General features: G+C 65.7%; 21 protein-coding genes and 1 pseudogene. 9 read left to right on the forward strand and 13 right to left on the reverse strand.

Annotation, left to right across the window (positions count from 1 at the left end; translation table 11 throughout):
- Positions 1 to 253 precede the first annotated feature (253 nt).
- Positions 254 to 403 (reverse strand): annotated as a pseudogene (locus ACNTAO_RS05015) (surface glycoprotein); the annotation flags it as partial.
- A gap of 300 nt (positions 404 to 703) precedes the next feature.
- Here ACNTAO_RS05015 and ACNTAO_RS05020 point away from each other — a divergent pair.
- Entirely contained in the window at positions 704 to 1693 is a 990-nt protein-coding gene (locus ACNTAO_RS05020; RefSeq protein ID WP_435160869.1) for a DUF4399 domain-containing protein, read from the forward strand.
- Positions 1694 to 1802: 109 nt separating this feature from the next.
- Here ACNTAO_RS05020 and ACNTAO_RS05025 read toward each other — a convergent pair whose 3' ends face one another.
- The 5 genes from ACNTAO_RS05025 to ACNTAO_RS05045 all read right to left on the reverse strand — a co-directional run bounded on the left by ACNTAO_RS05025 (position 1803) and on the right by ACNTAO_RS05045 (position 9484).
- A complete protein-coding gene (locus ACNTAO_RS05025; protein WP_435160870.1) occupies positions 1803 to 3536 on the reverse strand; it encodes a S8 family serine peptidase in 1734 nt (577 codons plus the stop codon).
- A gap of 292 nt (positions 3537 to 3828) precedes the next feature.
- Entirely contained in the window at positions 3829 to 7743 is a 3915-nt protein-coding gene (locus ACNTAO_RS05030) for a beta strand repeat-containing protein (RefSeq protein ID WP_435160871.1), read from the reverse strand.
- A gap of 116 nt (positions 7744 to 7859) precedes the next feature.
- Complete coding sequence (locus tag ACNTAO_RS05035; RefSeq protein ID WP_435160873.1) at positions 7860 to 8039, reverse strand: hypothetical protein; 180 nt, start codon at positions 8037 to 8039, stop codon at positions 7860 to 7862.
- A 306-nt stretch (positions 8040 to 8345) separates the two neighbouring features.
- Positions 8346 to 8795 carry an HVO_A0114 family putative DNA-binding protein gene (locus ACNTAO_RS05040; protein WP_435160874.1) on the reverse strand — a complete coding sequence of 150 codons (450 nt, stop codon included), beginning with the start codon at positions 8793 to 8795 and terminating at the stop codon, positions 8346 to 8348.
- 137 nt (positions 8796 to 8932) lie between these two features.
- Entirely contained in the window at positions 8933 to 9484 is a 552-nt protein-coding gene (locus ACNTAO_RS05045; RefSeq protein WP_435160876.1) for a hypothetical protein, read from the reverse strand.
- Positions 9485 to 9920: 436 nt separating this feature from the next.
- Here ACNTAO_RS05045 and ACNTAO_RS05050 point away from each other — a divergent pair, with 436 nt between their 5' ends.
- Entirely contained in the window at positions 9921 to 10151 is a 231-nt protein-coding gene (locus ACNTAO_RS05050) for a hypothetical protein (protein ID WP_435160877.1), read from the forward strand.
- A 111-nt stretch (positions 10152 to 10262) separates the two neighbouring features.
- Here the strand turns inward: ACNTAO_RS05050 and csg are convergent, their stop codons facing one another.
- The 3 genes from csg to ACNTAO_RS05065 all read right to left on the reverse strand — a co-directional run bounded on the left by csg (position 10263) and on the right by ACNTAO_RS05065 (position 14898).
- A complete protein-coding gene (gene csg / locus ACNTAO_RS05055) occupies positions 10263 to 13718 on the reverse strand; it encodes an HVO_2072 family ArtA-dependent S-layer glycoprotein (RefSeq protein WP_435160878.1) in 3456 nt (1151 codons plus the stop codon).
- A 512-nt stretch (positions 13719 to 14230) separates the two neighbouring features.
- Positions 14231 to 14632, reverse strand: coding sequence for a type II toxin-antitoxin system VapC family toxin (locus tag ACNTAO_RS05060; RefSeq protein WP_435160880.1), 402 nt, complete (start codon positions 14630 to 14632; stop codon positions 14231 to 14233).
- Positions 14632 to 14898 (reverse strand): AbrB/MazE/SpoVT family DNA-binding domain-containing protein, encoded by a 267-nt coding sequence (locus ACNTAO_RS05065; RefSeq protein ID WP_435160882.1) that lies wholly within the window; start codon positions 14896 to 14898, stop codon positions 14632 to 14634. The genes ACNTAO_RS05060 and ACNTAO_RS05065 overlap by 1 nt, the downstream gene beginning before the upstream one ends.
- Before the next feature lie 562 nt (positions 14899 to 15460).
- Between ACNTAO_RS05065 and ACNTAO_RS05070 the strand changes: the two genes are divergently transcribed.
- Positions 15461 to 15634 carry a hypothetical protein gene (locus tag ACNTAO_RS05070; RefSeq protein ID WP_435160883.1) on the forward strand — a complete coding sequence of 58 codons (174 nt, stop codon included), beginning with the start codon at positions 15461 to 15463 and terminating at the stop codon, positions 15632 to 15634.
- A gap of 142 nt (positions 15635 to 15776) precedes the next feature.
- A complete protein-coding gene (locus tag ACNTAO_RS05075) occupies positions 15777 to 16367 on the forward strand; it encodes an LURP-one-related family protein (RefSeq protein ID WP_435160884.1) in 591 nt (196 codons plus the stop codon).
- Between the two features lie 132 nt (positions 16368 to 16499).
- Here the strand turns inward: ACNTAO_RS05075 and ACNTAO_RS05080 are convergent, their stop codons facing one another.
- The gene (locus ACNTAO_RS05080) at positions 16500 to 18140 is read right to left on the reverse strand and encodes a heme-binding protein (protein ID WP_435160885.1); all 1641 of its coding nucleotides are present in this window, start codon (positions 18138 to 18140) and stop codon (positions 16500 to 16502) included.
- A 526-nt stretch (positions 18141 to 18666) separates the two neighbouring features.
- Between ACNTAO_RS05080 and ACNTAO_RS05085 the strand changes: the two genes are divergently transcribed.
- Entirely contained in the window at positions 18667 to 18873 is a 207-nt protein-coding gene (locus ACNTAO_RS05085; protein ID WP_435160886.1) for a DUF8149 family protein, read from the forward strand.
- A 45-nt stretch (positions 18874 to 18918) separates the two neighbouring features.
- On the opposite strand, the gene ACNTAO_RS05090 is transcribed toward ACNTAO_RS05085, so the two are convergent.
- From ACNTAO_RS05090 to ACNTAO_RS05100, 3 genes are all read right to left on the reverse strand, one after another.
- Positions 18919 to 19173 carry a hypothetical protein gene (locus ACNTAO_RS05090; RefSeq protein WP_435160887.1) on the reverse strand — a complete coding sequence of 85 codons (255 nt, stop codon included), beginning with the start codon at positions 19171 to 19173 and terminating at the stop codon, positions 18919 to 18921.
- Between the two features lie 67 nt (positions 19174 to 19240).
- Positions 19241 to 20380, reverse strand: coding sequence for a glycosyltransferase family 4 protein (locus ACNTAO_RS05095; RefSeq protein WP_435160888.1), 1140 nt, complete (start codon positions 20378 to 20380; stop codon positions 19241 to 19243).
- A gap of 2 nt (positions 20381 to 20382) precedes the next feature.
- Positions 20383 to 21156: a GTP cyclohydrolase III gene (locus ACNTAO_RS05100; protein WP_435160889.1), complete on the reverse strand. Its 774-nt coding sequence runs from the start codon at positions 21154 to 21156 to the stop codon at positions 20383 to 20385.
- Between the two features lie 155 nt (positions 21157 to 21311).
- Between ACNTAO_RS05100 and ACNTAO_RS05105 the strand changes: the two genes are divergently transcribed.
- From ACNTAO_RS05105 to ACNTAO_RS05120, 4 genes are all read left to right on the forward strand, one after another.
- Positions 21312 to 22091, forward strand: coding sequence for an HAD-IIA family hydrolase (locus ACNTAO_RS05105; RefSeq protein WP_435160891.1), 780 nt, complete (start codon positions 21312 to 21314; stop codon positions 22089 to 22091).
- A 106-nt stretch (positions 22092 to 22197) separates the two neighbouring features.
- Entirely contained in the window at positions 22198 to 22329 is a 132-nt protein-coding gene (locus ACNTAO_RS05110) for a hypothetical protein (RefSeq protein WP_435160893.1), read from the forward strand.
- A gap of 372 nt (positions 22330 to 22701) precedes the next feature.
- Positions 22702 to 24000, forward strand: a complete 1299-nt coding sequence (locus ACNTAO_RS05115; protein WP_435161356.1) for a DUF92 domain-containing protein — start codon at positions 22702 to 22704, stop codon at positions 23998 to 24000.
- Positions 24001 to 24006: 6 nt separating this feature from the next.
- Complete coding sequence (locus tag ACNTAO_RS05120; protein WP_435160894.1) at positions 24007 to 24438, forward strand: GNAT family N-acetyltransferase; 432 nt, start codon at positions 24007 to 24009, stop codon at positions 24436 to 24438.
- Position 24439: the final 1 nt, after the last annotated feature.

Here is a 24439-nt window from a genome sequence, read left to right on the forward strand (position 1 = left end):
GGTTTGTATCGGCCAGTGTCACAACGAGACCTGTTTCGTCGCTATTCGATGTGGCAATCTCGTCAAGCCCCGCTTCAGAGCCACCGATCGATACAGTATCTACTGTTGAATCTGCAATTTCTCCACTAAACGATTCCTCTAGCTGATACCCAGTGCCTTCATCATCAAGCTGCGATGTCACGGTCACCGTAACCGACTCGCCCGGAGCGACTGTGTCGCTCACGGTCCGGTCGGAGCTGGTGACGGCCGCGGTTGCCGGAGAGGCAATCGCAACCATGGAAAAAACCATCAGTGCAGCGAGAATTACACTGCGTATCTTCATGCGTTTGTCGTCTGTCATACTGGTTGTAGGTGGAGATGTCCTGTGCCGGACTCTCCGTACGCTGGATTCATACCAGTCCATTAAATGCTTTGTGTACTTCGACTAAGCGTTCGTACCGTAAGCCAATCTATAATTATTGTCTATGTGTCCACAGTTGCCACGCCTGAGAATCACGAGGGTATATAAATTCAGAGTACAGTCTTAACACGTTCTGAACTTACCCAAATTTGCTTTCTTAGGCCGATCAACCAGATAGTGGTGGATATTCTGAGTGAGTTTGAGATCAGATGTATCCACCGGTGCTAGCCGCGACATCCCGCTTGTGTGTACAAATCGCCAAACCGACGAACAGTTATTATCGTATCCATCGATATTATCCCTATGGGGTCAGAAGATTCCTCAGGTGTTACTCGAAGAATAGCGATCAAATTAGTTGCCGGTGGGGCTGCGGTCGCTGCAATGGGTCCTACAGCCGTCACGGGCACAGACCACGTGGACGCGACGGTCGACATTACTAATGTTGGAGCGAGCGCATGGGAGGTAACCGCTGTCAGCGGTAGTGACGTTAGTGCGGCTACTGGTGTAGACAACCCAGAAATCACGTTCAATGCAACCGGGAGCCGGTATCGGTTCAACAACGGCGGATTTCCAAACCACCCGCTTGAGTTCCGGGACGACAGCGGGAACGCGTTGTTGAGCCAGCGCAACTCTGGCACATTCAACGGAGACAGTGCAGTCAACTGGGTGGACGACGGAGATACGGTCGAATTCACACTCACGAGCGAACTCGCAGCAGAAATGGCCGAGTACCGGTGTACAGTCCACGTGAACGCTATGAAGGGTGGCGTCACGGTCGACGCACCAGTGGTCGACTACACCCCAGAGATGGGTTCCGTGTCGTTTACCTCTCCGAATAACGGGGCATCGGTCACGTCGCCAGTGTCGTTCGACATGACCGCAGAGAACTTCACCGTCGAAGCGGCCTCAAATGGTGTTCGCGACGGGGCCGGACACCTCCACATCCTCGTCGACCAACCGGCGCTCAATCCCGGCGAGGTGATCCCAAATAACGAGCCGGAAGGATACTATCACTACGGCGACGGTTCAACGTCAGCACAGATCGACTTAGAACCGGGAGAGCACACAGTGAGCGTACAGGCCGGCGACGCGAAACACCGTGCCTACAATTTGACCGACACTATTCAGCTCACGGTAGAACCACCAGCAGACCCAGTGTCTCGGTTCGACGCCGACGGAGACGGAAACATCTCGATCAGTGAGCTCGGCGATGCAGGGCGTGCATACATCGACGGCGAAATCTCGATCTCTGAACTCGCACAGGTAGGCCAAGCGTACACCAGTTCCAACTAAGCCTACGGGGTGAAAGAAGCTGCCCAAGAGTCCACTGTTCGTAGCTCAACTTCTCGTGCGGCGTAACTTGTAGAGATAGTGGTGACCGTCTTTCGTTCCAACCGAATAATTACCCGGTAGAGTTGATGTACGCTCTCCCAACGGTTGCAAGCTCCGCAACCGTGAGTTCTCCACGCACGTACGCCTGTCCCGCGACGGCGAGTTCGCTGATCGAAATCTGTCCATCGTCGTCTCCATCGTAGGCGGCCGGTGTGCTGTTGGGCTCGTATACTGCCGTGGTGGAGTTCCGGCCGGTCGAGCTATTTTGACTGATCGTGACAGTCGCACTCGCGTTGAGTAACCCGGCTCCCGAAACGTTGTCCGTGCCGGGTGTGTTGATGTCGGTCGAGTTCGCTTGCAGCCGTCGAGTGAGCATCGCTGGCGACTGGTCCGCACTGGTCGCTCCCTCGATCAGCGCCGCCACTCCCGCCACGTACGGCGCAGCTGCAGAGGTGCCACCGAAGGGACCGTCGTACCGCTCCACAGCGATATCTGTGTATCCCGTAATACTCGGCTGCGTGCGACCATCGTCGGTAGGACCGAGACTGCTGTAGCTCGCCGTTTGCTCCTGACTCCGGGCGTATGCTGCAACACTGAGCGCCGCCGGTGCATCAGACGGAGGGCTAATGCTCGATCGCCCGACCGGATCTGCCATCCGACGATCGTACAGGTGGATCTCGAGGTCGTCGTTCGCCGGCCCTGCAGTGTTCCACAGGACCAGATCGACCGGCCGCTCCGTCACCTGCGTCTGAAGATACTGCCGTTTGTCATCGCGAGTTTCGTACCGCGGAACTGAGCCGGCGAACACCTCGTTCGTCGAGGGGTCGTACAGTCCAATTCGATACTCGCTCCCGTCGCCTTCACGCTCCCAGTCGAGGACCGCGACCAGCCGCCCAGGTTGTGCGAGTCGCGTACAGGACGGAATACACTGGCGCTCACCGACTGCACCGCTGAACTCGTGGAAGTCGTTTCCATTGGTGTCGAGAAATCTCCCCTCCCAGTGTGACTGGCGCTGGTTTCCTGCACTCGCAACGACGAGTGCCCCGTCGGCTCGCGCCTGGGCTATCGGCTCCGCGAGGACGTGTTGGCCATCGTCATTGAGCGTTGGAAATCCAATAGCCATGACGACGACGTCGACATCGTTGTCGCTAAAATACTCGAGTGCAGCCGCGAGGTCGGGCGGCGTTCGGGCCGTCGCGAGATACAGTGATGCGTTCGGCGCGGTCTGGGTGACGATCTGCGCGACGGCCGTACCGTGGTCGGAGCCACTCGGAGTCGTAAACTGCCTCGTGTCGACAGTGTTGGACCCAACGCCAGGAGCACCGGTGTCGAACCCGGCGTCGATGACCCCCACGCGCGCTCCCTCACCAGTCACGCCCGCCTCGTGGAGCTGGGCAACCCCGAGCGAAGAAGCGTTTTCGCCGCTGTTCGTTTGTGTCGGAACGGGCGCTGCGGCCAGTCGTACCTCTTCGACCCACGGCAACGCGGCGACGTCCTGGGTCGCGTTCGGCGACAGGTGGACCTCAAGGAGCCGCCCCGAGTGCGTCGACACCTCGCCGAACGATTCGAGTTGGGAGATGTTGACCGCATCGGGGTCAGTTGCAACCACCGTGTACGTGTTCGTCTGAGTCGTGCTCGTTTGAATCGCAGGCGACGTGGAGATGGTTACGTTCGATGGAACCTCGTCGTCGTGTTCTCGCTCGGGAGTCGGTTCCTGTCCCGCAATTGCTTGCGTGCCGACGACAGCGACCCCGACAGCGACCAGCAAGAGAACACAGAGAGCAACGATGGTGTTCTGCTTCACGCCGCAGTGTATCGGGTAAGCGCATAAATCACTTCGTACGCTCGTATGACTCTGCACTCAGGCTGTGCTGTTGATTACGCGTTCGGGGGTGACATTGCTGGGTACATGACTACAAGTGTGAACAACTGAGTCACAGTAATGCAGAATCGCGTACCGGTCCAATTTGAGTGGCTCTGTACATGAATCAGAAGGCGCGAGTATGTCGCTCAGAGCGGTGACTACTCAGAAGTGAGCAGTTCAAAAAATAATCCGAAAACCGAGTCGACCCGTGTCGTGGGTCGGTCGTGGTTCGTTAGTTCGTGTCGGTGTAGGCTGAACCGACTTCCGCGAGCTCTTGGATTGTAAGTTCGCCGTCTGTGTAGGCCGAACCTGCATCTGCAAGCTCTTGGATCGTGATCTGCCCGTCGCCGTCAGCGTCGTACTCGCCAGCCGTGCCGTCGAGTGGCGAGCCGGTGTCGGCCTGACCGCTGACGGTCACGTCAGCCGTACCAGAGAGCCCACCGCCGAGCGCGGTCACCGTGGCGCTTCCTGCACTCGCGTCCGTCGCGTTGTAGGTAAGCGTCGCGTTGACTGCGCCGTTGGTGAGGTCAGTCGACTGCGGGCTGTCGTCCACGGCACCATTGTCAGCCGACAGCTGGACGTCCGTACCCACGACGGGCACGTTGCGACCTTCGGTGTCGACGAACTCGACCGTGACGTTGGCCGTCTCGTTGACGGCGACTGAGCTGGTCTCAGGCGTCACGCTGATGCTGTCTGCTGCGCCGGTCGTGGTGACCGTCGCGGTACCCTGCACGCTGTAGTTCTCAGCGAGAGCGATGAACGTCGTCTCACCCGTCGTGGACGTGCCGTTCACGAGGATCGTCGCGTTGCCGCTGCCACCAGTCTGCTTGATGAAGTCAGCGTTCGACTGGTTCAGCTCGGCAGCGCTACCGGACTGCTTCGCGAACGTAATGTTCTCGCTGGAGATGCCGAGGGCGTTGCCCTCACCATCAACGAGCTGTGCCTCGAGCACAGCCTGGTTCTGCGTGTTCGGGTTAGCGTTACTTGCTTCAACAGTCGCCACGTTGTGTGCGGGCGATAGCTGGAGTGCTGCTGGCTCGGAGACAGTGAACTCTGCTTCAACGGAAGCAATATCGCTCTCATCCGAGGTGACATTGATCGTTGCAGTGCCAGCACTCTCACCCGTCAGGGTGAACGTCCCAGCATTGTTCGAGTCAAGATCATTGACACCGCTGACCGAGATGACGTCCGTATCACTCGATGTGACGGAGATACCACTGTTACCGATCTCAGTTGTGTTGGCGTTACCGAACTCATCCTGCACTTCGACGTCAACCGACTCGTCCGCGCTCGGTGCGAACGACCGAACGTCAGTCGCGAAGCCAAGCTGAGTTGGTGCGGTGGCCGTCGTCGTCACGTTGACCTGCGCATTGCCGGTGTTGTCCGGACTGAAGTCGCCGACGCTCGCGTTGACCGCGATCGTGCCGACGTCAGTGCTGGTCGGGAGTGTAACGGTGGTGTTTGCGAAGCCGTCCGCGTCTGTGTCGACTGAGTCCGAATCGAAGGATGCATCGGTCGCGTTCGTGCTGAACTGGACCGTCTCACCTTCGAGCGGGTTGTCGTCGGTGTCGTTGATCCGTGCAGACACGTCGAGCGTGCTGTTGACCTGTTCGTCCGTGCTGCTGGTGGCTCCAGCGACGGTGAGCGAGGAGTTTGCAGCGGCTGGCGCACCAGACTGCGTGGTGAACGTGAGCGACTGGAACTGCGTGTCACCAATGCTGGCATCGATACTGAACTCTTGTCCAGGGGTGAGACTGCCTGTGCTTTCGATGCGGGCAGTTGCTTCACCGGCGTTGGACGTGTTGCCCTCCGAAGCAGCAAAGTTCACACCAGCATCAGGGAACCCACTGTTCGAGTAGGTGACAGAGAGGTTCTGCCGCTCAGTGTTTGCTTCGTCAGCGTCCAGCGCCTGAACGCTCACGTTAACAGTCTCACCGGCAGCGATCGTCTGACTGTCAGCAGTGATCTCAGTGCTCGAAAGCGGACCGGTGAACTTCTGGTCACCAGTTGGGTTAGTGATGTTGCTAATCAGGACTTCAGAGGAATACGTACCCTTCTGGTTCGTACTCAGCTCGAAGGTTGCCACATTGCTCGGGCTCAGCGTGCCTGAACCGGAGGGTGACGTCTCAACCGTGGCATCACTGTTGACGCCATCGATGTCACTGAAGGAGACGCCAGCAGACTCGTTAAGAACGGTGACGGTCACTGTGGCGTTTTCATTACTTTGTGGGAAGCTCGGGTCCTCGATGAGGACACCGACGTCGCCGTTCCGTTCAGCAGTCGAGAACTCGCTCGTGGACTGCTGGAGGAACGGGAAGACATTGGCATCACCGCTACTGGCGTTAACGTTGTCACCATTGCCGTACGTCTGTAGTGAGGTTGCGTTCGGACCAGTGGCATCTCCCCACCACGAGTACGTTGCGTTGACTGGTGCACCGGTATTTTTCACATTCAATCCGTCGGTGTTGCCAACGAAGTCGTTGAATGTGACGTTGATGTCATTTGCACTGCTATTATCAACTAGCACACCGTTCGTATTGTCGGTGAAACTGTTGAAATGAGCGGTGAGGTTGAATCCACTTGTAACGTTATCTACGTTAACGCCTGTGCTAACGTTGTTGAACGTCGCATCGGTGATGACGGTCTCATTTCCGAATCCGTTCGTGATGTTCACACCATCACCAGATGAATCAGCAAAGGTTGCACCGTCAATTGACACACTGCCAACAATATTGTCCGGCCGGTTGGTGTTGAGCTGAATAGCAGCGTCATCCAAGCCGGTGAATGAGGTGCCCGAACCAACGCTCAAGCTGGTCTGAGTGGAGTTGGCCGTGAAGTTCAGACCGATATCGCCACTCGCACCCGAACCGTCGAATGTAGCCGAGCTGAGTGTAACGTTCGTTGAGTTCGAGGTAGACCGCACACCAACGGTGGTCGCGTTGTTGATCGTCGGATCGAGGTTGGCGAAGTTCCCGGTGGAATTGAGGTCAACACCAACTGCGGCGTCAGTAATTGTCGTTGTGCTGTCGACCGTGACGTTCCCACCATGGCTCACGTTGAGCGCGGTCCCGTCGTTGCTGAACGAGCTGGAGCTCGTGACAGTCACATCAAACGAACTCCCCGCCGTCACGAGGCCGTTCGTAGTGTTATCTGTCGTGACACTAGATAGGTCAACGCTCGTGTCTGCATCAGTCACGTTGACACCATCACCAAGGTCGTTCAGACTGAGACCGTCGACGGTCAGGTTTGCGCTGCTGTTGGTGAAGTTAAGCCCTGTCTCGCCATTGCCGGTTATGCTTCCGGAAACAGTTGCATTGTCTACGACACCAGTGATATTGACGAAGCTGGTAACACCCGTTAGCGTGTTACTGTTGACCGTCACCGATGGTGCGGTGCTCTGGCCGTTGAACACAACACCGTCTGCAGACCCTACACTCACATTGTTATTTTCAAAGGTGAGCGAGAAGCTGTCTGCGGTGTCGGTGACGTTCAGTGCATCGCCGGGATTGTCGGCTTGTGATGAATTAAAGAAGATTCCGCCTGCATCACTTGGAGCACCACTGGAGGGGACACCAACCGATAGACTCTCAAGATCCCCATCGCTAACCTTTGTCAGGTTGTTCAGGTCAACCGTCGTGTTTATCTCTGTTCGACTTGGCGAAGTCGTGTTGTGAGCGAATACGGAGATTGAGGATGCAGATGCCGAGTTAACCTCTATCGGGCCCACTGGCTGGTCTCCTGCCGACCCTGGTGTGTCAGTTAGATTGTATTCACCAGGACCAACAACTACCGTAGAGTTTGAATCTGTGGCGTTGTTGAGCGCAAACTCGATGACCTTTCCAGTGTTATTGAGACTTGCTGTCAGATTTCCGACTTTCTCATCGTCGGTTGACGCGTTAGTCCTATTTATTGTTTGACTGGTAGTGTTCGCAGAGAAGCTATCTTGAATAGTTCCGCTGCTATCAAGCAACAGAACCTCAAGCTCACCGGGCTCATAACCGGAATCATATGTGCTGCCAATATCATCTTGGCTCACGACTGCCCCAGCTGAGCCAGCCATGCCCATGCCAATCACGGACAGCACCATGATAGCGGAGAAGGCGACTGACAGCGCTTTTTGACGTGTCGGAACGTCTCTACCCGTCATGCTGTCGCCTCCGCCGGGTTTGCAGTACCCGAGCTACGTATCGCTTCTGTCATGCTGTTCCTCCACCGTACGTGTACCCGGTAGCCCGGGTGGTATCGATTACCATTATGTTGTGATTACGCATCGTCATCGTCGAGCTCGACGTGCTCCCGAAGGATCTCCTCGAGCTTTTCGGAGACGTTTTTGCCTTCACTCACGGCCTCAGCGCGAACCTGTCGCCACACCTGGCGGTCGACCTCGATGGTCGTCCGCGACTTCGGGCCGTTACTATCCTCGCTTGTCATAGCTTCGCTCATACCGCTATCATCCGGCTATCATCGTTTGTGTCATGCGGTGTAGCCTTTGCTCACGCTACGTTCCGTACAATACGATTGCTGGGTGTTAATGGTATCGGATAGGTCACTCGAACCCGAATACCACCCTGACGCCCGACGAAACCCACCGTACCACGCGTATTCGACACGTCAGCCCCGCTGGACCGACCGCTCCGTGTGGCAGTCGATCACCAGCGGTCGAGGCGCTCACGACACGTACCTGTCTGACCGCTCGCGTCCGGTTCGACGTCCGCCCTCCCGCTCGACGACGATGGACTGACGCCGTGATCAGGGCGCGGCGGCCGCCGTGTCACCGGGCGCCGCGTCGAACGGAAGGGTGATGACGAGTTCGTCGAACCAGACGACGGGACGCTTACGCTGGCCCGCGTCCTCGAAGAAGACGATCCCCAGCCGAGCGAGCCGGTTGAGTTCCTCGTGGACGTTTGTTACGTCCCGGTCGACTACTCGTGCAGTCTCGTTGATGCTGTCCGGCTCGTCCCGGCGGATAGCCTCGATGAGATCGAGCACGCGCGGCGTCAGCGCCTCCAGCAGATCGTCGTAGCTGGTGAACGAGAGCCGTGGCGGCGAATCCACCGCATCGCCCCGCGCAAGCGTCTCGATGCCGTCGGTGACGTCCTCGTGGAATTCACCGGACGACGTCACGGTCACGACGAGGGTCGATGCGGCCAAAAGCTGTTCGCGCTCCACGGGGTGCAGCGGCGGCGTAGTGTCATTCATGTGTATCACCGTGGTGTGATGGCCGCACACAGGTGTAAATGCGGGCCTTCGGGATCTAACTTTAGCATACATCGACATATGCACGCTGATTCGTCACGACCAGCCTATCGGTGTGGCTCCCTCGGCGGCGGCCCGACTCAGTACGGCCGCTCCTCGTAGATTCGCTTCGAGGCGTCCCGCGGGTCGTGGTCGTCCGCGTTCGCGAGTCGCTCCCGGCCCGCCGCCGTCAGCCGCCAGTGGTTGGTCCGCCGACTCGCGTCCCGGTCGAGCGCCCCCGCGTCGTGGAGCTTGTTCAGCCGCTTGCGCACGGTCGACTTCGCGTACGGCAACGCCTCGTACAACACGGTCGAGGGCACCCACTCGTCGTCCTGGATCGCGATCTCGTGAAGCAGCGCGTTCGGGTTGATGCTCGTCGACCGCCCCGCGAAGTGCGCCTCGAGGTCGGTCTCGTCGACCGGCGGCAGGTCCACCTCGTCGACGAGGTCGCGTCCCGCCTCCGTCAGCGACCAACAGTACACGCCGGAGTCCGCGGCCTCACGCGAAACGTACGCCCCGTCGAATCGCCGCAACCGCATGTACACGCCCTTCTCCGAGGTCGGGAGCTGCTCGGCGAGACGTCCCGTCTGGGCGGGCTCGATCGACTCGAGCACCCAACAGAACTCCTCGTCGGTCACGAGCGAGTACGACATACCTCTACGTACCCCGAGCAGCCGAATAACGGTGTCGCCGCCTGCACCCCACAGGACCCGTCGACGTCGACCCACACCCGACCACACACCCCGATAGAGCAGGAAAGACGGGGAACGCGAGAGCCCGAGCCCGAACCGACTCCGCTCGAACCGACCTCGTCCGAACCGACTCCGCTCGAACCAGCCGGCCGTCCGGAACGTGACCGAAAAAACTGCTCCTCGACGAGCTGAACCGTCTCGGAGCCGCTCGTGGCGAGCCGCCCCCTCGCTCCTCGTCTCTGCCGAACCTATCGAAGGAAGGATATGTAGCCCGTGCTACGACACCGACTGGCCGCGCGCCGGCCGCGGATGGGTCGCCGCCGGCTCCCGGATGGCGGCCGAAAAGCTGTCACCGCGAGCCACAAAGTGTTTATAATCTTGTGTTGATCTGCGGTGCATGAAGCGGCGTGAGCTCCTGATGCTCGTTGCGAGCGGCGGTAGTGTCTTCGCACCCTCCATGGCGAGCGGCAGTGAGCATTCCTTCGACGACGTCGTCGACCCCGACGCGATCAGTCCCGACGAGGCCGACTCCCCCATGACCACCCCAGACGACTCCGATCCCGACGAGACCGACCCCGCGACCGAGACCGACCGCGAGACCGTCGAGTTGACCATCGAGCTGTACTGACCCCCGAGCGACCCAAACTGTCGAGCCGGCTCTTCTGACGTCATACCTCTCGTCTCCAGCGAGCGACCCGCGACGACGACCATCCAGCTACGACCGCCGCCGACCACCCAGCTACGACCGCCGACGAACCGCCCCGAAGAGGACGAGTAGGATCGCACCGAGCGCGACTCCGACGCCGAACCCCGGTGTGGTCTCCTCGACCGACTCGCCGGCCGCCCCCGCACCGGACGCGTTCGACCCAGCACCAGCAGATACGTTCGACCCGTTCTGCGCCCCCGTCGCGTTCGCCTCCCCATCGCCCGCGGTCCCGTCGCTCGCGGTCCCGTCCGCGTCGGTCGTGTTCGCAGCCGCCGAGCTGGTCGTCTCGACCGCAGCGTCCCCCTCGGCCGTCGCGTTCGCCTCGGCGTCGGCCTGCGTCGACCCGTCGGTCGCGTTTTCGGTCGTCGCCTCGCCTGCGGGGTCGGTGGCGTTTTCGGCCGACGCGTCCTCGGAGACCCGCGTCTCGACGACCTCGATCGCGACCGACCGTCGCTGGTTCGTCCCCACGTCGACCACGCTGAACGAGACCGTGTCGCCGGGCGCGACCGTCTCCGGGGGCAAAAGCGTGAACGACACCGTCTCGTTCTGTGGCTGATTCCACACGATCCCGCTGCCCTGTGCCTCCCCACCCCCGGAGACGGCCTCGACGTCGGTCCCCTCCGGAGCGATCCCCCCGATCGCGAGCGCGTCCGCCCCGTCCCGGTCCACGGTGAGCCGCAGCTCGTCGCGCCCCGCGAGGTCCGTCGTGAGCGTCACGTTCGCGTCGTCCAGCTCGTACCCGGTCCGGGTGTCGCGCTCGGTCACGATCTCCACCTCCTCGCGGACCCGGTTCTCGCCGTCTTCGAGTTCGAGCGCGAACGGCCCGAGCCCGATCGAATCCGCCGCGAACCGAAACCGCACCCGTCCGTCGGTCCCCCACTCCGTGGCGTACGACGAGGCGAGCGTCTCGCCGTCTTCGTCGAGCACGTCGAGCGAGACCGCCGAGTCGTCCGGCCGACGCGTCGTGGTCGCCTCGACGACGACCGTCTCGTCTATCGCCACCGGATAGATCCCGTCTGCGGGTGCCTCTGCCGGGTACACCCGCTCGATCGAGAGCCGCGCGTCGTCGTACCGGAACGACCGGGTGACGAGCTGGTCGTCGCTCCCGCTCGCGTCGACCGTGTTCGCGGCGATCCGATCGCGCACCTGGTCCCCACTCCCCTCGAGCCCGGCGATGTAGTCTGCGACCGCGGCCGCGTCGTCGCCCGCGATCGGCCCGGACGCCCCCTCGCCGGGGATCCCGTCGCGGCCGATCGAGACCACGTGAGCGGTGACCCGCCCCTGTTCGAGCGGCGCGAGCCCGATCGACTCGGCCTCGAACGTGCTCGTCGTCTCGTTCACGGAGACGGTGTCGACCACCGTCTCCCCGCGGTCGTCGACGAACGCATACGCGACCCGGTCTTGCCCCGGAGCCGTGCCGTTGAGGTCGACGACCCCGTCCGCGGCGGCCACCTGGCCGTTCACCGTCTGGACGGTCGCCTCAAGCGTGCCGACCGAGGCGACGAGTCGATACCGCTCGCTCGAGACGTCGCGAAAGTCCGCAGTCGAGATGGGCTCGCCGGGGTCGTCGACGTCCGCCATGTCGACGACCGCGATGTCGTAGCGCCCGGGGAACGCGAGGATCTGACTCCCGGCCATCGTCGTCGCGGTCGCGTCCGCGATCGCCACGTCCGTCTCGGAGAACGTGTCGTCCGAGTCGACCGAGAGCACCTGTGCGCCGGGCGCGTCCGCGCCCGTGACGCTGACCGGTCGCCACACACCGGTGTCGCGGACGTAGATCCCGACCGACTCGGCGCTCGTCGCCTCCCCGCGCACGTCCACCGCCTGGCCGATCGTGTACGCGCCGGTCGGCGACGCCAGCTCGAGCGTCCCCTGGCGGACGTCGACCTCGGTGTCGTCCCGCTCGAACGGCGCGAGCGCCTGCCGGGTCGCCGGTGGGTCGTACGTCCCCGCGCCGGCCGGCGCGTACACGAAGACGTCTACGCGCTCGTCACGAAGGTACCGCGTCTGGATCTCGCCAGTCGCCTCCGAGCCCTCCACCTCGACCACCGCGTACGCGTACGCGATGTCCGCGCGGTCGTACGCCTCGTCGCCCGTCACCGCGGTCTGGCCGGTCGCGTTCCAGAGCCCGACCGTCGTCGTATCCTCGACGTTCCGGAACACGCCCGTGAGGTCGGCCGGATCGACGCCCGCACGGAGACTCGACGCGGGGATCGTCACCAGGTGTCGGTTCCCGTCGAGCCCGCCGGCGACGGTGTAGTCGAGTCGCGTCCCCCGGGTGGCGTTCTCGCTCGCGACCGAGAGCGTCAGCGAGTCCTGTTCGGTCGTCTCGATCGTGTACGTCTCCGTGACCGCCCCGTGGTCGAGGCTCCGGTTCCCCTCGAAGCGCACGGTGTAGACGCCCGGGTCCTCGCCGGCGAGTTCGAGGGCGAGCGTCTCGTCCGTCGTCGACAGCGTCGGCGCACCCGCGACGACCTGTCCCGTGACCTCGCTCCCGCTCGGGTCCTCGACGGTCACCGCGATCCCCTCTGCGGCCGCGAAGTTCCACTCGGCGACGATCGAGAGCGTCCCCGCCCTGTCGGCCGGGATCTGCCCGATGTCGCTGCCCGCCCGCCGCACCTCGGCGGTCGTGATCCGGGGCTCCTGGACGGTCACGGTCATCCCGCTTTCGGGGTCCCGGTAGGTCCCGACCGCCTCGTCCTCGGCGATCGGCAGCGCGAGCGTCGTCCCCTCGGCCTGCCCGGCCGTCTTCACGAACGCCCCGGCGTCGACCCGCGTGCCGTCGGTGTCGAGAAACGTCAGGTCAGCCTCGCCCTGGAACACCGGCGTGCCGTTGAGGACGGTCGCAGCGCCCTGCGTCCGCGTCGCGTCCGCGGTCTCGTACCGGAGGTCGAACGAGACGGTGTCGGTGACCCCGCCCGTGCCGTCGCCCGCGGCGACCCGGTGGCTGGCGTCGGCGACCGCGTCGCCCGCGGTGAGCTCGGCCGTGTCGTAGGTGATCGTCGTGACGACCGACACGTCCGTCTTGCCCGCGCCGTCGGTCCCGGCGAGCGTGAGGGTGACGGTCTCAGCCGAAACGGTCGTCTCCGAGACGGAGGCGTTCCCGCCCGACTCGACCGTCGCGTCCGCGTCGTGGAGTATCCCGTTGGGGAGGTCGGTCGGCGTGATCGTGACCGTCTCGGTGGCCGCGCCCCCGTCGACCGTGAGGTCGAACCGCACCGTCTGGGTGGTGGTGCCGTCGGGGTCGATCGACACGTCGGTGGCGCTGTCGGCCGTGAGGTCGGTCGCGTCTGCGGTGGCTGGCTCGCCGACGCCGGCGAGCGTCACGGTTGCGAGGATCACGAGCAGACAGCCGAGCAGTATCGTCCCGCGTCTTCGGGTGGCGTCGGCGGCCATCTCACCGCGCGGCGGCCGCACCACGGGGGGCAGCTCCCGCGTGTTCGCGCTCGCCGTCCGTCGCTCGGTCGCCCCGTCGGTCGGGCCGACCACGTGCCCTCGTCTGTGTCATACAGAAGTATACTCGCACAATCGGGTAGACTACTAAATAGCTTGTGTCCGCGACCGACCGGCACGCACACACGGTCGCTGACACCCGCTCCCCACAGTCGACGACACATATACACATAATCTCGCGGTGGCGCGCGCCTCGTGAGCGCGCCGAAGGCGGGCTCGCGAGCGCGTGCGAGGGATGAGCGAGGTGGCGAAGCCACCGAGCGAATCGGCTGGGGAGGGCGTGGCCAAGTTGTGCCCGGCTGTCGCAGGTCGTCTCGGTCACACACCCACCAACTACGTATGCGAGCGAATCGGCTGGGGAGGATGTGGCGGTAACTGGTGTCCGGCAGTCGTGCGGTCGTCTCGGTCACACACCCACAACGCACGTACGAGAGCGAATCGGCCCGGGAGGGCGTGGCGAATTGGTGCCCAGTGGTCACGAGCTCGTCTCGGTCACCCGACCACCACCGGCGCGTCGAATCGACGGGGCTGTCACTCAGATCAACAGGTCACACACCCGTGGTGCGAAATCGGTGGACCGGCACGTCGACGCCGTCGAACTCACCGTCAGCACCGACGTAGGCGGTTGCCTCCTTCGACGCTGCCGTGGCGAGCGTGTAGGCGTCACCGAGTGCGACGCGGTACGTGCGTTTGTACTCGGCTGCGGTCTCCCAGACGCCTTCGGCGGGAACGACGTCACACCAGTTTCGAATTCGCGAGACGTACGCGGTAGCCGTCTGCGGATCGTCGCGCGCACACACGTATCGAACCTCGGTACAGGTCACGGTGTTCACGCTGCCGGTCAGCTCGCCGCGCTCAACGCGGTCAATGACCGCTTCGACGGCGTCACTGCCGGGCTCGTCCCAGTAATACGCGACGAGTGGTTCGGCGTCGAAGACGACGTGGTCCATCAGTCGTCTCGCTCCAAGCGTTCGCTGCGCTCGGCGTCGACCGCTCGCGCATCGTGCAGAATGTCCGTCCCGCGATCCGATGTGGTCGCCGCCCCGCGGAAGTCGTGGAGGCTCGCGAGCGGCTCGACAACGATCTCCCCCGCCTCGTTCTCCCGGATTCGAACGCGGCTCCCCGGGTCGATCCCGTGTTTGTCTCGAAGCGCCTTTGGAATCGTCGCCTGGCCCTTCTGACTCAGACTGACGATCGTTCCGTCGGTTGTACTCACGATAATACAACTTTGTGCTGTACAATATTGACTGTTACGGAGAATCGAGGAGAAAACCGCGCGTTTCAGCGCGGAGAGAACGTCAATACGGGCCGTCTATCGGTCACACGCGAGCGGACGTCCGCGAGCCGAATCCGTCCACCTCGATCGTGGCGCGCGCCTCGTGAGCGCGCCGGCGGCGGGCTCGCGAGCGCGTGCGAGGGATGAGCGAGGTGGCGAAGCCACCGAGCGAATCGGCTGGGGAGGGTGTGGCGAAGTGGTGTCCGGCTGTCGCGGGGTCGTCGTGTTCACACGACCACCGTACACGTACGAGAGCGAATCGGCCCGGGAGGATGTGGCGGTAACTGGTGTCCGGGTACCGTGGGTCGTCTCGGTCACATCGCCAACATCGTACACGTACTGGGGAGGGTGTGGCCCAACTGGTGTCTGGCGGTCGCGGGGTCGTCTCGGTCACACCGTGGCCGGGTCGCTCACGCCTGCGCCAGGCCCGCCCCACGTGCTGTTGCTCGTCCTGCGGCGGTGGGCCCACCTTTTTCAGCACGCGCCAGCATCATCTCCGCACATGTCCTCGGTCCTCGAAAACCCCGTCGTCCACTACGGGATGCCCGCGATGAGTGCCGGCCTCGTCGTGGTCGTCGCGCTCACCCTCCTCGACGGCACGATGCAGCTGGCTGCGCTCGGGATCGCCGCCGTCGAGGTCCTCGTCACCCCACAGATACTGAAACGCGCCGGCTAGACGCCGTCCGTCGGGTCGCCGTCTCACGCGCCGAGACGGCTGGCCCCACACGAGCACAGCCGATTGTGACCGACGACACACACCACATCCGCTCACACCACATCCGCTCACACCACACACCACATCCGCTCACACCACATCCATGCCCACACCTGCCACCGACGACGCGTATCGCCTCTCCACCGTCGACCTCGACGACTCCACCTACGAGATCACCCAGTCGGGGATCCGGAACGCGTACACGGTCCGCGACAGCACCGGCACCGTCGTCTTGCAGACGAAACAGAAGCTGCTCCAACTGAAAGAGGAGTTTCCGTTTCTCACCGGCGACGAGAAGCCGGCGTTCACGGTGAACGCCGGCAGCGTCGTGGACGTCGCGGGCACGTACACCCTCGTCGATGACGGCACCGACCAGGCCGTCGTCGTCCTCGACGAGGCGTTCTCGCTGTTCACCGAAGCGTGGACGATCCGCGACCCCGAGACCGAAGCGCCGCTGGCGACGATCGAGTCGAAGCGCCCGCTGGTGGCCGCGGCACGGCACCTCGTCTCGGCCGCGAACGTCATCCCCAACGCGTACGAGATCTGTGATCCGACGGGCGCACACGTCGGCAGCATCGACGGCCAGTTCTCGCTTCGAGACACCTACACCGTGACCATCGACGACGCGAGCAGCGTGCCGCGAGAGGCGGTCGTCGCGGCCGCCTGCGTGCTCGACGCGCTCGAAAACGAGTGAGCGTCAGCGCCCGCGTGCTCGACGCGAACAGCCGCGCATGCGTGCGGCGCGAACGGCCGCGCCTGTGTGCGGCGCGAACGGCCGCACCCCGTGTGTGTACGCCAGGGTCGCGTCCGTGTGTCCGACCCGGTCTCACGCCAAGAAGACGTGTCGCGGCTGGTCGGCGAGCACCTCGCGACCGAAGGCGACGGCCTCCCGGAAGTCGTCGGAGCCGAAGAAGGCCATCGCGTCCTCCTTTGCGTGCCACTGACTGGCGATGAACATGTCCGTCTCCGACTCGACGTTCACCATCAGGTCCGTCTCGAGGTGGCCGTCCATCTCGTCGAGGAGCTCGCCCACCTCGTCGAACGCCTCGACGAAGTCGTCGCGACGCTCGGGCTTCGTCGTATAGAACATCCCCATGGTGCCGAAGCCGGACTCCTCGCCGGCGCGACCGACGACGCCGGGGAGGTCCGAGAGGAAGCCGGCCGCGGTCTCCGCCGCCGAGCCCGTCTCCCAGATGGAGACGACGGCCGCGCGGTCGGTCGCCCGGCCCTCGTAGACGGCCGTCTTCACGTGGGTGCCGTAGTGGTCGAAGTTCGCGCGGAGCCCCTCGACCTCCTCGAACAGGTCGTCGACGTCGGCCTCGCTGTACAACACCGTCGCAAAGACGTCCTCGCCGTGCGGCTGACCCGCGTAGATGTCGAGCTCGGCGAGCTCACCGCGGATCTGGTCGTCGGAGACGCCGTCGGCACCTGGCCGTCCACCGGTCGCCGTCTCCCCGCCCGTCGCCGCCCCCGCGTCCGTCGACGCCTCTGCGCCCGCCTCGCTGCCGTGAGGGTGGTCGCCTTCGCCGCCCGCGTCGCCGCCGTGGGGGTGGTCGCCGTGTGCCGAGCTCCCGTGGCTGGACGGGGCGGCGTCGCCGTGTGCGCGCGCTTCGTCGCCGCTCGCTCGGCCGGCGTCGCCGTGGACCGCGTCGCCGTGGACCGCGTCGCCGTGGACCGCGTCGTCGGCCACGGGGACCGACTCGCCCGCGAGGTACGCGCCGAGGTTCGCGGGGGCGAAGCGACGCCCCACGTAGAACTGGCCGAACTCGCCGTAGCGCGAGGAGGCCTCGTCGAAGCGCATCTCGTAGACGATGTCTTTGAGGTCGGTCGGGTCGGCGGCGAACAACGTCACGCCCCACTCGTGGTCGTCGAAGCCGACCGAGGAGGCGATCACCTGTTTGATCCGGCCGGCGTACTGCCGGCCGATGTCGCCGTGACTCGACATGAGCTCGGCCCGCTCGTCGAACGAGAGGTCGTACCAGTTGTACTCCGCGCCGCGCCGCTTGCTCATCGGGTAAAAGGAGACGTACTCGTCGTCGGGGATCGCCGGGTCGAGTTTGCCCTCGATGTACCGGCGGAGTCCCTCGTCGAGGTCGGCGTCGTCCTCGGTGAAGTAGTCGTCGGAGACGTACCCGGAGACCTCCGTGACGGAGACGTACGACGACTCGCGGTCGGTGAAGCCGGCGAGCGCCGTGGTCTCGAAGCCGCGTTCGAGCGCCGAGAGGTCATCGAGCGTCGGGCGGAAGTGGATCGTGAGCAGGTCGGCTTTGTGCCCGAGCACAGAGAAGAGCGCCGAGTCGCCGGCGTCGGCGTCGACGACGTTCTCACACGCGCTCAGGTACGACCGGCCCTCCTCGATCGCTCGTTCGCGCTCGCGCTCCGGCGCGTCGCGCCAGGCGTCCCAGTCGATTGACCGGAACTCGTGTAGCGCGAACATCCCCTCCTCCGTCGGTGGTGCCTCGACCATAGGCCTCCTTCGACGGCCGGCGGTTAGGGGCTTTCGAGTCGTCTCACCGGCTGGTACCGCGTCGCTGGTGTCCGCGTCGGCGCGACCGTCTACCGTACGGGTTGCTCCTCACAAGCCAAGCCTGTCGTGCGGACCGTGACGGCAACGACCGCCAGCCACTACTTTGCCACGCCTCCCCAACCGCTTTTGCACGTTTGTGGAAGTGGTTGCGTCAACGAGACGACCGCGCGACACCCGGGCACCAATTGGCCACACCCTCCCCAACCGCTTTTGCACGTTTGTGGAAGTGGTTGCGTCAACGAGACGACCGCGCGACACCCGGGCACCAGTTACCGCCACACCCTCCCCAGCCGATTCGCTCAGTGGCTTCGCCACCTCGCTCATCCCTCGCACGCGCTCGCGGGCACGCTTCGCGGCCCGCGAGGCGCGCGCCACCGCGCCGTCGGGTGGGTGTGCGTGGCGGGCGGTGGTTCGGGTCGCAGGCGTTCCCGAAGGCATATATCGGCCACCCGCGACGTGTCGACGCATGGAATCCGAGGAGCCGACCGTCCCGATCGTGTGCACAGCGTGTGAGACGGAGACGCGAGTGCCCCTCGACGAGCTCGAGGACGCCCTCTCGAGACACAACGAGCACGCACACGACGGCGAGCCCGTCGCGGAGGTCGACCCGGCAATCAAAGACCAGCTCGCCGACCTCGTCGCGAGAGACCTCGGCCTCGTCGACGAATCATAAGTCGCGAGCGTCCCGGACGACCGGGTGCGCGACCGCCCGTACCCCTCAGTCGTCCGCCGCGTTCCGACGGCCGTCGTCGGCCGCGAGCGCGCCGCGAGGGTGACCCTTGTGCTGGAGGTTCCGCGTGTCGCGCCGATACGTGTCGCTCGCGGGGATCGGCGCCCCGACCGCCGAGCGAGGGCGGCCGGTGTAGCCGTGTCCCGCGTGCTCGGCACAGTGTGCCATCGCGTCGTGTGCGCCCTCCCAAGGACCCGCATCACACGCCGGTGCAGTACAAACGAACACCACCTCTTCTGACATACGTGTCGGTACGTCGATGGAACGGAGACAAAAACCTCCGCGTCAAACTCTCACGACTGATAACGACTCAGCGGTCGTCGACGATCGCGGCGAGGAACCGTCGGATCCGGTCGCAGGTAGCCGTCCACGTCGGGTGAGCCGCAGCCGTCTCGCGTGCGGCACGGCTCGCCCGCGCGAGTCGCGCGGGGTCCGTCGCCAGCGGCTCGATCGCGTCGGCCACCGCGTCCGGGTCCGCGGGCGGCACGAGCGCGCCGTTCTCCCCGTCTACGACGTCGCTCGCGCCGCCGTTGGTCGACGCGATGGCGGGCAACCCGAACGCCATCCCCTCCACGTAGACGATACCGAACGGCTCGTACCGCGAGGGGACGGCGAGAACGTGTGCGCGCCGGAGCGCCGCCCGGAGCGCCACATCGGAGACCCGGCCGGTGAACGTGACCGCCGACGCGACGCCGAGTCGGTCGGCGAGCGCGCGCAGCGCCGCGACGTGTTCCGGATCGGTCGCCGTCTCGCCGACGACTCGGAGCCGCCAGTCGACGCCCGCGAGCCGCGAGAGCCCCCGAACGAGCGTGTCGATTCCCTTCCGCGGCGTGACCGTGCCGACGGCGACGACGCGGAACGGGTCGGGCCGACCCGCGTCGGCGGTGAACGCGGGCCCACTCCCGAGCCGATCACCCGCGGGTGGGGCGACGACCGCCGGTGACGCGGCGACCGAGGCGGGCCCATCGTCGTCACCCGGCGACTCCACCGGATCGGCACACAGCTGTTCGACCGCCCTGCGGGTGGGCTCGCTGTTGTAGACGAAGGCGTCGGCAGCGGCGAGGAACGCGCGCTCTACGGACTGGTCGACCCACCCCCGGCGTTCGTCACCCCCGGCGGCCGACCGGAGGTAGTGGACGAGCGCGACGACGGGCGTCTCGAGGCCGCGTATCGTACAGTACAGCGACGGGGCGCAGTAGGCGTCCGCGACGACGACGTCACACGCCTCGAGACGAGCGGCGAGCCCCGGCGCCGAGGCGGCCGGCAGCGACCACGGTCGCTCGGGGAGTGAGACGACCTCGAGTTTCCAACCACGTTCGAGCAAATGGTCGGCGAGCTCGCGGTCGTAGCGGTAGCCGCCGGAGCGGGCGTCGAGGTCGCCGTAGACGACGATTCCGACGGTCGGCGTGGCGACGGACGCGACCCGAGGGTCGGCCGCCCGTCGAGCCATCGTCAGTCGCTCGCGGCGGGGACGCCGAACAGCTCAACGGCCGTCCCGGCGTGCCGGCAGTCCTCGAGGGCGTGTTTGGCCGCGAAGCCCGCCTCGTGAGCGGACGCGCCGCGCCCGACGCCGACCTGGAGCTCCACGTCGACGTCGCCGACGACGTGGTCGACCGCGTCGGCGAAGGCGGCCTCGTGGAGGTCCGGACACACGGCGACAACGTTGTCGCCGCCGACGAAAAACGAGAGCGCGCCGTGTCGCTCGCGGAGGTGCTCCATGAGCGACGCGTACGCCCGCGTGATGGTGGAGAACGTGTCGAACTCGTTGACCTGGTCGGTGTACTTGCCGGTGACGTTCACCACGTCGAAGTGGGCGATCTGGACGTCCGCGGGCGTCGTCTCGGTCAGATACTCGCCGGCGAGCACTTCGGTGCGCGCCTCGTCTTGGGCGCTTCCGGCCCGCTGGAGCCGCGCGTTCGCCGCCTCGAGGGCGTCGACCGGGCGGTCGCACACGGCGGTACCGAGGCTCACGGTCACCGGGTAGCGGTTCCCGATCGACTCTTGGAGCGTCGCGTGGGCGTCGCCGTCGACGCCGTTCGTCACCGCGATCATGTTGTCGAAGCGCGTAGCGAAGGCGTAGCCGTCGCGGTGGCCGAGAAACTCGGCGACGTCGGCGAAGAGCCGCGACTGCAGCGACTGGAGGTCCATCTCGCGGCGCGGCTCCGGGGTCACCGTCCACGGGCCGTAGTTGTCGATCTGGACGAGGGTCACCTGCGTCGTCGTCACAGTGGCCCGTGATTGGAACCCGCGCCGCTTTACCCTTCCGTTATCCCGTCCGTGGAATCGATTCCGTCCGTGGAAGCGGTTCGTCCTCGCCGTCGGTCCGACGTCTTCCGCCCGGCGAACGCAACGCCTAGGACCGCGCGGCACCACCACCACCTATGACGATCGCTGGAGCCGTCCTCGACGTCGACGGCACGCTCGTGCGGGGAGACGACCCGATACCGGGTGCCCCGGCGGGGGTCACACGCCTCCACGAGGCGGGCGTCGAGACGCGGTTCGTCTCGAACAATCCGACGAAGCCGCCCGCTGCGTACGTCGACCGACTCGGTGCCGCCGGGTACGACGTGTCTGCCGAGGACGTGATCACCGCCGGCAGCGTGACCACGGCGTACCTCGCCGAACACCACGCGGACGACGCGCTGTACTGTATCGGCGAGTCCGGCCTGCTCGACCAGTTCACTGCCGCCGGCCTCACGACGACGACCGACGTCGACGCGGCAGACGCACTCGTCGTCTCGATCGACCGCGAGTTCAGCTACGACGACATGGCCGCCGCGATGTGGGCGCTAGAGCGGGACATCCCGTTCATCGGGACCGACCCCGACGTCGTCATCCCGACGTCCGACCGCGACCAACCGGGCTCCGGCGCCGTGATCCGCTCGATCGCGGCCGTCACCGGCACCGAACCGGACGTCGTGCTCGGCAAGCCCTCACGGCCGGCCGTCGAGATGGTCTGCGATCGGCTCGCCGTGCCACCCGCGTCGTGTCTGGTCGTCGGCGACCGCCTCGACACCGACATCGCCTTCGGCGAGCGGGCGGGGATGACCACCGTCCTCGTTCGGTCGGGGATCGCCGACGAGGACGCCGTCGCCGAGAGCGACGTCGAGCCCGACCACGTCGTCGACCACCTCGGGCAGATAGGCCGCGTCCTCGGGTGAGTCACGGCGCGCGACGGCCGTCGCGCGCCGCGAGTCGCACGGACCACCGATTCACCCCAGTCAGCTGACACACAGAGTTAAGCCGCCCGACGTGCGACGTGCTCGCATGGCACTGGTAGCGGATCCCGATCGGGGCGTCGACGAGTCCGAGCAGGGAGGCGACGACGGTCCGACCGAGACCGATCCGGTTCCCGTGATCGAGGGGCACGCGGTGTGGTTCAACGAGTATCGATACTGAGCCGCGCGTCGCCCGTCGGCTGCGGGTTCCGGGGCGAGCCGCGGGCCGCGGGCGGACGTGCGATCCGTTGTCGGGAGCGTTAAGTGGTCGTCGGAGGTACCGGTGGTCGTGTATCGGAGGGTCAGACGCGCGGGGGCGTTCTTCGCGCTCGCGGTGCTCGCGACGGTCTCGCCGGCGCTTGGCGACGCCGCCGCCGTGCCGTTGCTCGCGCTCGCCGGGCTCTTGTTGTTCGGCATCGAGGAGGGACCGGTGTTCCGCGCGCTCGCCGTCCAGGGAGACCACGAGGAAGAACGGCTCTACGGCCTCGGTGCGTTCGCGCTCGCGCTCGCCGGACTCGCCGCGGCCGCCACGCTTCCGCGGGTTCCGCTCCCGATGGAGGCGCTCGCCGCGGGGGCGCTCGCGGTCGGTGGCGGTCGACTCGGCCACGCGCTCGTCCGCTCACGAACCGACGCGTCACCGGAGCCGACGGCGACCAACCTCGCGAGTGACGGCACCGGCGTCGCTCCCGGCGGAGACGGCGTCGCTCCCGGCGGAGACGGCACCGATCCGGCCGCCATCGACGCGGGGACCGTCGACCCGGCGTCGATGGACCCCACGCTCGCCGGCGAGCGTCTCCGGCCGGCCGCCGGCTACCTCCTCGCCGGCGGTCTGGCTGCCGTCGTCGGCCACCTCGTCGCCGGAATCGCGTCTCGTGGGGGACCACCACTCGCGGGCGGGTCGCTCGGCACCGCGGGGACACCGGCGCGTATCGTGCCGCCGGCCGCCGTCGCCGCGGCCGTCGTCGTCGGTGCCGTCTCGGTGTCGACCGCGGTGGTCGTTCGGTCGCTCGTGTACGAACGCGACGCCCACCTGACCGTCGTCGTCGTCGCGATCGCCGCCTGGGGACTCACCGCGATCGGAGCGCCGCCGTCCCCGCTCGGGGCGGTCGCGGCAGTCGTCGCGACGGCCGGTCTCGGTGCCGCCGCGTACGCCCTCGGTGCGGCCTCGGTGACCGGGATGGTCGCCGGGGCGCTCGTCTTGTTGCTCACGGTCGTGCTCGGTGGCGTCGGCTGGTTCCTCGCGCTGACGACGTTCTACGCGCTCGGCGGGCTCGTCTCGCGATACCGGTTCGACGAGAAGGCCGCTCGCGGGGTCGCACAGGAGAACGCCGGCGCCCGCGGCACGGGAAACGTCGCGGCGAACTCCGCGGTCGCGCTCGTCTCGGTCGTCGGCTTCGCGGCGACCGCGGGCGACGCGGGGACGCTGTCGGTCGCGTTCGCCCTCGCGTTCGCCGGTGCGGTCGCGACGGCGATGGCCGACACGCTCTCCTCGGAGGTCGGCGGGCTCTTCGACCGCCCCCGGCTCGTCACCACGCTCCGGCCCGTCCCCGCCGGCACCGACGGCGCGGTGACGTGGCAGGGCGAGGTAGCCGGCGTCGCCGGCGCGGCGCTCGTCGGGCTGGTCGTCGCGGCTGAGACGCCGGCGTGGGGAGCCGTCGTCGGGACCGCGGCACCGGTCGACCCCACGGCCGCACTCGCCGTCGCGCTCGCCGGGGTCGGCGGGATGACCGTCGACAGCCTCCTCGGCGCGGCCGTCGAGGGCGACCGCGTCGGCAACGAGACGGTGAACTTCTTCGCGACGCTCTCGGGGGCCGTCGTCGCGGTCGCACTCGGTGTCGGGCTGGGGATCTGACCCGACATGGGGCCACACACCGCCCGCGACCCGCGGGTCAGACCGGCCACGCGAGCCGACGCCGCACCGATTCGTGCCCTCCAGGCCCACCTCCGCGAGCCGAGTCCGGCTCTCCTCGAACACGGCCTCGCCGTCGGGTCGGCGCTGGTGAGCGACGCCGACGGCGCGGTCGCAGGCTACGCGCTGTCGGTCGACGCGCCGACTCGGTCCGGCCGGCACCTCGCCGAGCTCGTCGTCGCCCCCGCCCACCGTCGGGCGGGCCGCGGACGCGGGCTGCTCGAGGCGGTCGTCGAGGACGCGACCGGGGCGGTAACGCTGCAGGCGCACCCCGACAACGACGCCGCACTCGCGTTGTACGACGGGTGCGGGTTCAGCGTCGTCGACCGGCGTCCCGACGCGTACACCGACGGCGACGCCCTCGTGTTGCGCCGGGAGTGAC

Source organism: Halorubrum zhoui (assembly GCF_051194155.1).
Taxonomy (GTDB): domain Archaea; phylum Halobacteriota; class Halobacteria; order Halobacteriales; family Haloferacaceae; genus Halorubrum.

What these genes read in the sequence shown, in the direction of transcription:
- ACNTAO_RS05020 (WP_435160869.1), top strand. Translation starts at nt 704, where the DNA reads ATGGGGTCAGAAGATTCCTCAGGTGTTACTCGAAGAATAGCGATCAAA.
- ACNTAO_RS05030 (WP_435160871.1), bottom strand. Translation starts at nt 7,743, where the DNA reads ATGACGGGTAGAGACGTTCCGACACGTCAAAAAGCGCTGTCAGTCGCC.
- ACNTAO_RS05035 (WP_435160873.1), bottom strand. Translation starts at nt 8,039, where the DNA reads ATGAGCGAAGCTATGACAAGCGAGGATAGTAACGGCCCGAAGTCGCGG.
- ACNTAO_RS05040 (WP_435160874.1), bottom strand. Translation starts at nt 8,795, where the DNA reads ATGAATGACACTACGCCGCCGCTGCACCCCGTGGAGCGCGAACAGCTT.
- ACNTAO_RS05045 (WP_435160876.1), bottom strand. Translation starts at nt 9,484, where the DNA reads ATGTCGTACTCGCTCGTGACCGACGAGGAGTTCTGTTGGGTGCTCGAG.
- ACNTAO_RS05050 (WP_435160877.1), top strand. Translation starts at nt 9,921, where the DNA reads ATGAAGCGGCGTGAGCTCCTGATGCTCGTTGCGAGCGGCGGTAGTGTC.
- ACNTAO_RS05060 (WP_435160880.1), bottom strand. Translation starts at nt 14,632, where the DNA reads ATGGACCACGTCGTCTTCGACGCCGAACCACTCGTCGCGTATTACTGG.
- ACNTAO_RS05070 (WP_435160883.1), top strand. Translation starts at nt 15,461, where the DNA reads ATGTCCTCGGTCCTCGAAAACCCCGTCGTCCACTACGGGATGCCCGCG.
- ACNTAO_RS05075 (WP_435160884.1), top strand. Translation starts at nt 15,777, where the DNA reads ATGCCCACACCTGCCACCGACGACGCGTATCGCCTCTCCACCGTCGAC.
- ACNTAO_RS05080 (WP_435160885.1), bottom strand. Translation starts at nt 18,140, where the DNA reads ATGGTCGAGGCACCACCGACGGAGGAGGGGATGTTCGCGCTACACGAG.
- ACNTAO_RS05085 (WP_435160886.1), top strand. Translation starts at nt 18,667, where the DNA reads ATGGAATCCGAGGAGCCGACCGTCCCGATCGTGTGCACAGCGTGTGAG.
- ACNTAO_RS05090 (WP_435160887.1), bottom strand. Translation starts at nt 19,173, where the DNA reads ATGTCAGAAGAGGTGGTGTTCGTTTGTACTGCACCGGCGTGTGATGCG.
- ACNTAO_RS05095 (WP_435160888.1), bottom strand. Translation starts at nt 20,380, where the DNA reads ATGGCTCGACGGGCGGCCGACCCTCGGGTCGCGTCCGTCGCCACGCCG.
- ACNTAO_RS05105 (WP_435160891.1), top strand. Translation starts at nt 21,312, where the DNA reads ATGACGATCGCTGGAGCCGTCCTCGACGTCGACGGCACGCTCGTGCGG.
- ACNTAO_RS05110 (WP_435160893.1), top strand. Translation starts at nt 22,198, where the DNA reads ATGGCACTGGTAGCGGATCCCGATCGGGGCGTCGACGAGTCCGAGCAG.
- ACNTAO_RS05115 (WP_435161356.1), top strand. Translation starts at nt 22,702, where the DNA reads ATGGAGGCGCTCGCCGCGGGGGCGCTCGCGGTCGGTGGCGGTCGACTC.
- ACNTAO_RS05120 (WP_435160894.1), top strand. Translation starts at nt 24,007, where the DNA reads ATGGGGCCACACACCGCCCGCGACCCGCGGGTCAGACCGGCCACGCGA.